The sequence below is a fragment of the Micromonospora sp. KC207 genome (assembly GCF_004348615.1).
Lineage (GTDB): Bacteria > Actinomycetota > Actinomycetes > Mycobacteriales > Micromonosporaceae > Micromonospora.
In genome coordinates, this window is the sequence record NZ_SMKJ01000266.1 from 1 (window position 1) to 10,038 (window position 10,038).

Sequence of the window (10,038 nt, forward strand, 5' to 3'; positions counted from 1 at the left end):
GATCTGGGTTGGCGCGACGCGACCCGCCGGGCAGGACGCCGAAGCTCCGGAGGGTGCCCTCCGGCAGTCGGCCTACCCTGTGGCTCCTATGGAGCTGCCCCGTCTACGCTACCCCCCCCCCGCATCCCGGAACTCCCGTGCGCCGGTAGCACAAACGGGGCAGCTCCATAGGAGTCGAAGGGCCTATCCCCTGTAAGGCGGAGCCGACAGCATCGGTCAGGTCGTCGCGAGCGGGCTCCGGGTGCGGGACAAGGCCTCGGTAGGCAACACCACTGCGAAACGGGGGTGCTGTTGCGCGGTGACCGCAGCACCGGCGTCACTCACGCACCCGGCTTCGATCCACGCAGCGCCGGACACTCCGCGACCTTGCCGAGGCCCTGAGCGGATGAAGCTCAGGCATCAAGCCCAGCCCCGCCTCTCGGATGATCGACAAGCCCCTCCGCGTGGCAGTGAGGCGGCTGGCTATTCGGTGCCGGGAGCCGTGACCGGCACGCCCACCGAGGCTGCGATGTCCGCCATCCGCTTGTCGTACGTGACCAGCACGTCGAGCGCATCACCGAGAACCTGGGCACTCGCCACGTGCAGGGCGTCCAACGTGCGGATCCCGGTGGGGAGAGCTGCCGCGAAGTCCCGGACCTCCTCGGTCAGCAGGATCTCGGTGAAGTTTCGGGCCAGCATCTGCATGGCGTCCGGATAGTCTCCGATCCGGTCGAGGGTGCGTACCGTCTCGACGAATCCCACCGAGCTGGTCGCCATCGGCACACCAGCGCGGCCTTCCAGAAACTCCTGCAGCTCCGTGGCGTAGATGCGACCGGAGAGCAGGGTGATCAAGGCGGACGAGTCGAGGTAGATCACCGCTCGTCGTCCTCGCGCTCGGCCAGCAGCAGGGCGAGGGGCGACACATCGGGCGGTGCGTCATAACGGGGTAGCCGGTCGAGGTCGCTCGTGGTGGTCGCCTTGAGGCGGATCACCCCTTTGGCCACCAGGGAGGCGTATCTGCCGAGCGTCCCCGAACCCGGCAGCAGCACGGCGATCACGCTGCCGTGCCGCGTCACCTCGATCGTCTCGCCTCGCTCCACCCGGGCGAACATGGCGCTGGGGTTGTAGGAGAACTCGCGCACGGACACGGTGCTCATCGCACGCCTCCCTTGTGCCGACAACTTCACTACTGTACCCACAAACTGCTCTGCGGCGTCACGGTTGCGGCCGCCTCGGCAGGGTCAGGATCTCCGCCCCCTCGTCGGTGATGGCGATCGTGTGCTCGCTGTGTGCCGTCCGGCAGCCCGTCGCGCTGCGCAGCGTCCACCCGTCGGCGTCGGTGACCAGCTCGGCGGTGTCCGCCATGATCCACGGCTCCAGGGCCAGCAGCAGCCCGGGGCGCAGCTTGTAGCCACGACCGGGCCGTCCGGTGTTCGACACGTGCGGGTCCTGGTGCATCGTCGATCCGACGCCGTGGCCGCCGAACTGGGTGTTGACCGAGTATCCCGCTTCGTTGAGGGTCGTGCCGATGGCGTGGGAGATGTCGCCGATGCGCGCCCCGGGCCCGGCGGCGGCGATCCCTGCGGCGAGCGCGCGTTCGGTCGCGCTGATCAGCTCGACGCTCTGCGCGGGCTTGGAGTCGCCCACGATGAAGCTGATGGCGGAGTCCGCGACGACGCCGCCCACCGAGACGGCGAGGTCGAGGGAGAGCAGGTCGCCGTCGGTGAGCGCGTAGTCGTGCGGCAGCCCGTGCAGCACCGCGTCGTTGACGGACGTGCAGATGTAGTGGCCGAACGGCCCGCGCCCGAAGGACGGCTCGTACTCGACGTAGCAGGACAGCGCGCCGGCCTCGACGATCATGACCTCGGCCCACCGGTCGATGTCCAGGAGGTTGGTGCCCACCGCGCAACGGCTCTTGAGCGTCTGGAGGATGTCGGCGACCAGGGCACCCGCCTCCCTCGCTCGGGGCAGTTGGGCGGGGCTCAGGATCTCGATCATGCGACGCCTTCCTCGTGTCGCCAATAACTATCCCGGCCATATTATCCCGGTATGAGAATCGGCCCATGGTCAGGTTGGCGGCCGGCCTCGTAGGTCCCGAACCCGCAGTCGCGTCGACGCCGCCAACAGAAGGTCGACGCCGACAGAGGTCGACGCCGCCAACGAGAAGTCGGCGTCGTCGACGGAAGCAGCGGCGTCAGCGGGGCGGGCCGGCCAGCGAGGCGTACACGTCGATGAGCCGCTTGGTGACCACGTCCGGGTGGAAGGTGCGCTCGTAGCGCAGCCGCGCCGGGGCCGACAGCGCCGCCGCGTCGGCGCGGGCGACCGGCAGCGCGGCGGCCATCGCGGCCGGCTCCGGGGCCACCACCCAGCCCGCCTCGCCCGCCTCCACGCCGGTGGGCAGCGCGACGCGGCCCTGGCCGGGGGCGGCCGTAGCGAGGGCCGCCGGGCCGGTGCCGGCGGGTTCGCGCGGGGCGTCCGCGCCGATCAGGTACGGGATGCCGCCGAGGGCGGTGCCGAGCACCGGCCGGCCGCTGGCCAGCGCCTCCAGGATCACCGTGGGCAGCACGTCGTGCCAGGTGGACGCGGCGATGATCACCGCGCTGGCCTCGATCGCGGCGCGTACCCCGGCGCGGTCCAGCGGGCCGAGGTACGTCACGTCGGCGCGCTCGGCAGCGGCGGCCTCGGCCAGCGGACGCAGCTCGCCGTCCCCGGCGATGCGCAGCGGGCCGAGTGAGCCGTCCGGGTGCCGCCGCCAGGCGTCCAGCAGCAGCCCCAGCCCCTTCTCCGGAGAGAGTCGGGCCATGTAGAGGAACCCGTCGCCGAGCGGCGCGGGGGCGCCCGGGTCGGGGATGCCGTTGGGCTTCACCACGATCCGCTCCGCCGGCACCCCGTAGTCGCGCAGGTGGTCGGCGACGGCGCTCGTGAGGGCGATGAAGCGGTCCACCGACCTCCAGGTGCCCCGGTGCACCGCGAGGGTGGTGGCCATCAGGGCGCTCTGCGCCCGCGACCCCCGGTAGCAGCGGTGCACGATCGCCGGCACGCCGAGCGCCCGGCCCCGGCAGTCCTGGCAGATCACCCCGTCGCGGAAGTACAGCCCGGACGAGCAGACCTGCCGGTAGTTGTGCACCGTCTGCACCACCGGCACGCCGTGGCCGTGCGCGGTCCGCACCACCCAGGGCGAGAGCAGCGGGTACGGGTTGTGCAGGTGCAGCACGTCGGGCCGGTGCTCGGTGATCAGCCGGCTCAGCTCCTGCTGGGCCCGGGGAGCGTAGATCGGGGAGATCGGCAGCAGCGCCTTGGCCGTCTTCGGCAGGCTGGGGATCTCGTCGGAGCTGCGCAGGAACGGCAGCACCTCCACCCCGGCCGCGCGGAGCTGGGCGATCTCCGCGTCGACGATGGTGTTCTCGCCGGACGGCTGGGCTTCCCGGTACCGGTTGTGCGCCACCACGATTCTCACGGGTACGAAGGCTACCGTTGGGGTGTGCCCGAACTTCCCGAGGTGGAAGCGCTCGCCGGCTACCTGCGGGAGCGCGCCGTGTCGCGGCGCGTCGACCGGGTCGAGGTGGCCGCGATCAGCGCCCTGAAGACGTACGATCCGGCGCCCGCGGCCGTGTCGGGCCGGGCGGTGACCGACGCCCGTCGGCACGGGAAGTTCCTCGACGTGGTCTTCGACGGCGACCTGCACCTGGTGGTGCACCTGGCCCGGGCGGGCTGGCTGCACTACCGGGAGTCGTTCCCGTCCGCCGCGCCGCTGCGCCCGGGGAAGGGGCCGATCGCCCTACGGGTCCGGCTCGACGACGGCTCCGGCTTCGACCTGACCGAGGCGGGCACCCAGAAGAAGCTGGCCGCGTACCTGGTCGCCGACCCGGCGACGGTGCCCGGCGTGGCGAAGCTCGGCCCGGACGCGCTCGCCGCCGACCTGCCCACCTTCGCCGCCCGCATCCGCAGCCGGCGGGGCCAGGTCAAGGGGGTGCTGACCGACCAGGCGGTGCTGGCCGGCGTGGGCAACGCGTACTCCGACGAGATCCTGCACGCGGCGAGGCTGTCGCCGTTCGCGCTCACCGACCGGCTGACCGACGATCAGGTCGCCGCCCTGCACGAGTCGACCCGGCGGGTGCTGGGCGACGCGCTGTCCCGCTCACTGGGACACCGGGCGGCGGAGCTGAAGGGCGAGAAGCGGTCCGGGCTGGCCGTGCACGCCCGCGCCGGCCTGCCCTGCCCGGCCTGCGGCGATACGGTCCGGGAGGTCAGTTTCGCCGATTCGAGCCTGCAATACTGCCCCACCTGCCAGACCGGCGGCAAGCCGCTCGCTGACCGACGGTTGTCGCGAATCGTACGGTGAGTGACACCACCCGGTGACTACGGAGCGGAATCGCCTCCCGAACGCCGATCCTCCCGGTCCGCGCCTCTACCCGGCCCGTCATCCATCGGTATAGTGGCCCGGTCCCCGGCTTTCGCACCTGAGGTGAAGCCGGCCGGATCCCACGCGGCGCACCAGGCGCGAAGTCCCTCGGGTCGACGTCCGGTGCGGGCCCCGCGTGGGAAACTGAACGGTGGGCGACCCGGGCCCTCACCATGAGTGAGCGGCACGCGTCATGCGGGAGGACATGGGTGAGGTGACGACTAGCCTCCAGCGCCCGGTAACCAACACAGGCCGGAGCAAACTCGTGCGGCACGTCGACAGCTTCGAGATCCAGCCGCCGACACCGCCGTCGCACAACGGTGTCCCCCGGTCGGCGTGGGCGCGGGCCCGCCGGCGCGTGTCCCGCTGGCACCGCCCCTACACGGCGATGCTGCTGCTGATCGACTTCGCCGCCGTGGTGCTGGCCGACTGGATCGCCCAGGAGGCGTTCGGTCAGGCCCGGGCCGGCTTCTACAACGCCCAGGCGGACCCGACCTGGTTCTACACGGTCGCGTTCCTGCTGCTGCCGCTCGGCTGGCTGGTCATCCTCTGGGGCAACCGGGCCTACGACCGGCGGTACATGGGGCTCGGGCCGGACGAGTTCAAGCGGGTGATCCGGGCCGGGGTGGCGGTGGCCGCCACCGTCTCGTTCATCGCCTTCGCCACCAAGACCGACCTCTCCCGCTACACGGTCGGTTTCGCCCTGCTCGGGGCGTTGCTGCTGATCCTGCTCGGCCGCATCCTGACCCGGTTCACCCTGCACGCCGTGCGTCGCCGGACCGGGCAGGCCGGGCACCGGATGGTGCTGGTCGGCACGCTGCCGGAGTGCCTGGAGGTCTACGTCGCGGTCACCCGCAACCCGAGCGCCGGGCTGGTCCCGGTGGCCATCCACATCACCGACGGGTACGCGGCGGCCCGGGGCATCCAGACCCCCGTTCCGGTGTACGCGGGCCGCGACGTCCTCGCCCTGGTGCGGGAGGTCGGCGGCGACACGATCGCGGTCTGCGGCTCGGCCAGCGCCGAGCCGGGCGAGCTGCGCCGGCTGGCCTGGCAACTGGAGGGCTCCGGCGTCGACCTGGTGGTGGCCCCGCAGCTCACCGACATCGCCGGCCCCCGGGTGCACATCCGCCCGATCGAGGGGCTGCCGCTGCTGCACGTCGAGGAGCCGACCCTGTCGGGGCCGGCGCTGCTGGTCAAGAACCTGATGGACCGGGTCGCCGCCGGGCTCGGCCTGCTCCTGCTCGTGCCGGTGTTCCTGCTCATCGGGACGGCGATCCGGCTCTCCGACCCGGGCCCGGTCTTCTTCCGGCAGCCCCGGGTCGGCCACGAGGGCCGCACGTTCCGGGTGTGGAAGTTCCGCACCATGTACGTCGACGCCGAGGACCGCCTGGCGGGCCTGGTCGACCAGAACGAGACCGACGGCATGCTGTTCAAGATGAAGCACGACCCCCGGGTCTTTCCGGTGGGCCGCTTCCTGCGGGCCTCCTCGCTCGACGAGCTGCCCCAGTTGATCAACGTGCTCTGGGGCGAGATGTCGCTGGTGGGGCCGCGCCCGCTGCCCGCCGACGACGGTGACTTCCTCGGTGACGTGCGCCGCCGGCTGCTGGTCCGGCCTGGCATGACCGGGCTGTGGCAGGTCTCCGGCCGCTCCGACCTGTCCTGGGACGAGGCGGTCCGGCTGGACCTCTACTACGTCGACAACTGGTCGCTGGCGTACGACCTGAGCATCCTGTGGCGCACGGTGGGCGTGGTGCTGGCCCGCAAGGGCGCGTACTAGCGCACGGCGGCGGCAGCCGTCAGGATCGCGGGGTGGCTGGCAACCTCTCCGCCGTGCTCGGCGTCGTCTCCCTGGTCACCGCGCTGGGCGCGGCCCTGTACGCGGTGGTTCGGCTGCGTGCCCGCCGAGGCATCGCCACCGCCACCCAGCGGGCCACGTACGAGGTGCTGCACACTGCCGGACTGGCCGCCGAGCCGCTGCGTACCGGCCTGAGCCCGGCGGGCGCGGCGAAGGCCGTACGCCACCTGCGGACCCTCATCGGCGCGGCCGGGCTGGCCCTGACGGACCGGGACACGCTGCTCGCCCTCGACGGGCGCGGGACGCACCACGCCGACCAGCTGGTCGCGGCAGCCCGGCGGGCGGTGTCCAGCGGGCGGTCGACCGTGCTGGGGGAGCCGGAACTGCACTGCGACCGGGTCGACTGCCCGGTCCGGGGCGCGGTGGTCGCGCCGCTGCGCGCCGACGGCCGGGTGGTCGGGGCGCTGCTTGCCGTCGCCGACGGCCCGCCCGCCCCGGGGCTGGTGCAGGCCACCCTGGAGACCGCGCACTGGGCCGGCAACCAGCTCGCCCTGGCCGAGTTGGACGCCTCCCGGGAGCGGCTGGCCCGCGCCGAGGTACGCGCGTTGCGCGCCCAGATCAGTCCCCACTTCATCTACAACGCGCTGACCGCCATCGGCTCCTTCGTCCGCACCGACCCGGAGCGGGCCCGGGAGCTGATCCTGGAGTTCGCCGAGTTCACCCGGTACTCGTTCCGGGCGCACGGCGAGTTCACCACGCTCGCGGAGGAGTTGCGCTCGATCGACCGGTACCTCACGATCGAGCGGGCCCGGTTCGGCGACCGGCTCCAGGTGCGGTTGCAGATCGCCCCGGAGGTGCTGCCGGTGACCCTGCCATTCCTCTGCCTCCAGCCATTGGTCGAGAACGCGGTCCGGCACGGGTTGTCCCGCAAGCCCGGCACCGGCATGGTGAGCATCGAGGCCCGGGACGCGGGCGCCGAGTGCCACATCACGGTGGAGGACGATGGAGTGGGCATGGACCCGACGACACTGACCGCCGGCATCGCCGAGGTGGCCGGTGCCGGCAGCGACCCCACCGACGACCCGGGCCAGCACGTCGGCCTGTCGAACGTCGACGAGCGGCTCCGCTCGGCCTTCGGAGACCGGTTCGGCCTGGTCGTCGAGACCGGCCTCGGTTCGGGTACGAAGGTGAGCATGCGGGTGCCGAAGTTCCACCCCGGCGTACGGGTCGCCTCGTGAACTCTCCCGGCTTCCTGCGGGTGCTCGCGGTCGACGACGAGCCCCCGGCGCTGGACGAGCTGGCGTACCATCTGCGGGCCGATCCCCGGGTGGCCCGGCTGCACACGGCGGGGGACGCCACCGAGGCGCTGCGGGTGCTCCGCGACGACGACGTGGACGTGGTGTTCCTGGACATCCGGATGCCCGGCCTGGACGGGATGGAGCTGGCCCGGGTGCTGCGCCGGTTCGCCCGGCCCCCGGCGATCGTCTTCGTCACCGCGTACGACGACGGGGCGGTGGACGCCTTCGACCTGGGCGCGACGGACTACGTGCGCAAGCCGGTGCAGGCGGAACGGCTGGCCGAGTCGCTGCGCCGGGTGATCGGCTCCCGGGTGGTCGCCTCGCATCCGGCGGCGCTGGCCCGCGCGGAGGAGGACCCGACGATCCCGATCGAACTGGCCGGCACGACGCGGATGCTGCCCCGTTCGGCGGTGCGCTGGGTGGAGGCGCAGGGCGACTACGCCCGGCTGCACACCATCGACGGTTCGCACCTGGTGCGGGTCTCGCTGGCCACCCTCGCCGAGCGCTGGGCAGACGCGGGGTTCGTCCGCATCCACCGCTCGTACCTGGTGCAGCTCAAGCTCATCGCCGAGCTGCGGCTGGTCAACTCCGGGTACGTGGTGATGATCGACTCGACCGAGCTGCCGGTGAGCCGGCGGCACACCCGGGAGCTGAAGGACAAGCTGGTCCGCGCCGCCAAGCAGGATTGGAACCGCTGACCGACCGGGTTGTCCACAGCGGTCGTCCACCGAGTTATCCACCGGGTTATCCACAGGTGTGGAGAGTTCTCCACAGGTTGTTCACAACGCTCCCCACCGATCTCCACAGCCGTTGCCTACAGTCACCTGGCATGAGGGAGCGCAGGGTCCTGGTCGTCGAGGACGAGCGGACGATCGCCGAGTCGGTCGCAGCCCGGCTGCGGGCCGAGGGATTCACGGTGGAGACCGCCGGGGACGGCCCGACGGCGGTCGCCCGGTTCCGGGCGTGGCAACCCGACCTCGTCGTACTCGACGTGATGCTGCCCGGCTTCGACGGCCTGGAGGTGTGCCGGCGCATCCAGGCCGACCGGCCGGTACCGGTCCTCATGCTTACCGCCCGCGACGACGAGACCGACCTGCTGGTCGGGCTGGCCGTCGGCGCGGACGACTACCTCACCAAGCCGTTCTCCCTGCGCGAGCTGGCCGCCCGGGTGCACGTGCTGCTGCGCCGGGTCGAGCGGGCGTCGGCCGCCGCACCAGCCACGCTCACGATCGGCGAGGTGGAGATCAACCAGACCGAGCGCCGGGTGCTGCGGGCCGGTGCCGAGGTGCACCTGACGCCAACCGAGTTCGACCTGCTGGTGCACCTCGCCGGCCGACCGCGCACGGTGCTGCCCCGGGAGCGCCTGCTCGCCGACGTCTGGGGCTGGGCCGAGGGCTCCAGCACCCGGACGGTGGACAGTCACGTCAAGGCGCTGCGGCGCAAGCTCGGCGCGGGCCTGATCCGCACCGTCCACGGCGTCGGGTACGCGCTGGAGGTGCAGCCGTGACCGTCCGCCTGGTGACCTGGCTGAATCGGGTGCTGCCCCGCCCGCTCGACCCGGTCCGCTCGATCAAGGTGAAGCTCGGCCTGCTGCTGGTCGCGTCGGGCGCGGCCGGGATGGGCTACTTCTGGTACGCCATCGGCTGGCTGCCGTCGATGACCTCGGCGACGGCGATCGGCCTGGCCCTGCTCACGTCGCAGGTGCTGGCGCACGGGATGACCTCGCCGCTGCGCGAGATGACCGCGGCGGCCGGGGCGATGGCCCGGGGCGACTACTCCCGGCGGGTGCGCGCCACGTCCCGGGACGAGGTGGGCGAGCTGGCCCACGCGTTCAACAAGATGGCCGCCGACCTCGCCGCCGCCGACCAGCGCCGACGGGAGCTGATCGCGAACGTCTCGCACGAGCTGCGTACGCCGATCACCGCGCTGCGGGCAGTGCTGGAGAACCTGGTCGACGGGGTCGCGCCCACCGAGCCGGCTGCGCTGCGGACCGCGCTGGCCCAGACGGAACGGCTCGGTCACCTCGTCGCCGACCTGCTGGACCTGTCCCGGCTGGACGCCGGGGTGGTGCCGCTGCGCCGGGTGGGGATCGACCTGGCCGACTTCCTCGACGAGGCGGTGGAGCACGCGGCGGCGACGGCTGCCGGGACCGGGCGCGACGTCCGGTTCCGGCTCAACCCGCCGGCGACCCCACTGACCGTGTACGCCGACCCGGGGCGGCTGCACCAGGTTTTCGCCAACCTGTTGGACAACGCCGCCCGGCACAGCCCGCCCGGCGGGACGGTGCTGGTCAGCGCGGAGAAGCGGGACGGCCATCTGCACTTCGAGGTCACCGACGAGGGCGACGGCATCCCGGTCGAGGAGCGGTCCCGGGTGTTCGAGCGGTTCACCCGTGGTGACCGGTCGGCCGGCGGCGGCACCGGCCTGGGGCTGGCCATCGCGCGCTGGGTGGTGGAGCTGCACGGCGGCACGATCGCCGTCCTCGATCCCCATCCGGAGGTGCCCGGCGCGCCCCCGGGCTGCCGCATCCGGGTCACCCTTCCCACCACCGCCCCGCTCTGACC

10 protein-coding genes are annotated in these 10,038 nt (G+C 72.5%); 6 read left to right on the forward strand and 4 right to left on the reverse strand.

The window, feature by feature from the left end; all coding sequences use genetic code 11:
- Positions 1–462: 462 nt before the first annotated feature.
- From E1258_RS25835 to E1258_RS25850, 4 genes are all read right to left on the reverse strand, one after another.
- Positions 463–855, reverse strand: coding sequence for a type II toxin-antitoxin system VapC family toxin (locus tag E1258_RS25835; RefSeq protein WP_132405682.1), 393 nt, complete (start codon positions 853–855; stop codon positions 463–465).
- Positions 852–1,136 (reverse strand): type II toxin-antitoxin system Phd/YefM family antitoxin, encoded by a 285-nt coding sequence (locus E1258_RS25840; protein ID WP_132405684.1) that lies wholly within the window; start codon positions 1,134–1,136, stop codon positions 852–854. Before E1258_RS25840 ends, E1258_RS25835 begins: the two co-directional genes overlap by 4 nt.
- A 58-nt stretch (positions 1,137–1,194) precedes the next feature.
- The gene (map, locus tag E1258_RS25845; protein ID WP_132405686.1) at positions 1,195–1,977 is read right to left on the reverse strand and encodes a type I methionyl aminopeptidase; all 783 of its coding nucleotides are present in this window, start codon (positions 1,975–1,977) and stop codon (positions 1,195–1,197) included.
- A 196-nt stretch (positions 1,978–2,173) separates the two neighbouring features.
- Complete coding sequence (locus E1258_RS25850; protein WP_132405688.1) at positions 2,174–3,436, reverse strand: glycosyltransferase family 4 protein; 1,263 nt, start codon at positions 3,434–3,436, stop codon at positions 2,174–2,176.
- 24 nt (positions 3,437–3,460) lie between these two features.
- Here E1258_RS25850 and E1258_RS25855 point away from each other — a divergent pair, with 24 nt between their 5' ends.
- From E1258_RS25855 to E1258_RS25880, 6 genes are all read left to right on the forward strand, one after another.
- Entirely contained in the window at positions 3,461–4,321 is an 861-nt protein-coding gene (locus E1258_RS25855) for an Fpg/Nei family DNA glycosylase (RefSeq protein WP_132405690.1), read from the forward strand.
- A 265-nt stretch (positions 4,322–4,586) separates the two neighbouring features.
- A complete protein-coding gene (locus E1258_RS25860) occupies positions 4,587–6,158 on the forward strand; it encodes a sugar transferase (RefSeq protein WP_050777972.1) in 1,572 nt (523 codons plus the stop codon).
- A 32-nt stretch (positions 6,159–6,190) separates the two neighbouring features.
- Positions 6,191–7,414 (forward strand): sensor histidine kinase, encoded by a 1,224-nt coding sequence (locus E1258_RS25865; RefSeq protein WP_132405692.1) that lies wholly within the window; start codon positions 6,191–6,193, stop codon positions 7,412–7,414.
- Positions 7,411–8,172, forward strand: coding sequence for a LytTR family DNA-binding domain-containing protein (locus E1258_RS25870; RefSeq protein WP_132405694.1), 762 nt, complete (start codon positions 7,411–7,413; stop codon positions 8,170–8,172). Before E1258_RS25865 ends, E1258_RS25870 begins: the two co-directional genes overlap by 4 nt.
- 131 nt (positions 8,173–8,303) lie before the next feature.
- Positions 8,304–8,981: a response regulator transcription factor gene (locus tag E1258_RS25875; protein ID WP_132405696.1), complete on the forward strand. Its 678-nt coding sequence runs from the start codon at positions 8,304–8,306 to the stop codon at positions 8,979–8,981.
- Positions 8,978–10,036, forward strand: coding sequence for a HAMP domain-containing sensor histidine kinase (locus E1258_RS25880; protein WP_132405698.1), 1,059 nt, complete (start codon positions 8,978–8,980; stop codon positions 10,034–10,036). The genes E1258_RS25875 and E1258_RS25880 overlap by 4 nt, the downstream gene beginning before the upstream one ends.
- Positions 10,037–10,038: the final 2 nt, after the last annotated feature.

Bases quoted from the DNA above. Each gene is read 5' to 3' on its own strand.
- E1258_RS25840 (WP_132405684.1), bottom strand. From the start codon at position 1,136: ATGAGCACCGTGTCCGTGCGCGAGTTCTCCTACAACCCCAGCGCCATG.
- map (WP_132405686.1), bottom strand. From the start codon at position 1,977: ATGATCGAGATCCTGAGCCCCGCCCAACTGCCCCGAGCGAGGGAGGCG.
- E1258_RS25860 (WP_050777972.1), top strand. From the start codon at position 4,587: ATGGGTGAGGTGACGACTAGCCTCCAGCGCCCGGTAACCAACACAGGC.
- E1258_RS25875 (WP_132405696.1), top strand. From the start codon at position 8,304: ATGAGGGAGCGCAGGGTCCTGGTCGTCGAGGACGAGCGGACGATCGCC.